A 337-nucleotide genomic window follows, 5' to 3' on the forward strand; every position below is an offset into this window, starting at 1 on the left:
TGTCTGCCTCGGGCATCAAAGTATAGGCGCGGCCTTTGGCGGCAATATCATCCGCGCCAAACAAGTCATGCATGGCAAGACCTCAGTGATTGCCCATACCGGGGTTGGTGTGTTCAAAGATTTACCCAGCCCTTACACCATCATTCGCTATCACTCGCTCGCGATAGAGCGCGCGTCTTTGCCGGATTGCCTGGAAGTGACGGCATGGACCGATGACGGAGAAATCATGGGTGTCAGACACAAGGAATTTAATTTGCAGGGTGTGCAGTTTCATCCCGAATCCATCTTGTCTGAACATGGCCACGCCTTGCTGAAAAACTTTTTGACTGGAACTGCA

Annotated in this window: 1 protein-coding gene; it reads left to right on the top strand. The window is 51.6% G+C overall.

Annotated elements, in window-relative coordinates; translation table 11 throughout:
• On the top strand, positions 1-337 hold a 337-nt coding region (locus tag KDM89_RS20865), incomplete at both ends, for a glutamine amidotransferase-related protein (RefSeq protein ID WP_212689747.1).

It is taken from the genome of Cognatundibacterium luofuense, assembly GCF_018139685.1.
GTDB lineage: Bacteria > Pseudomonadota > Gammaproteobacteria > Burkholderiales > Burkholderiaceae_D > Undibacterium > Undibacterium luofuense.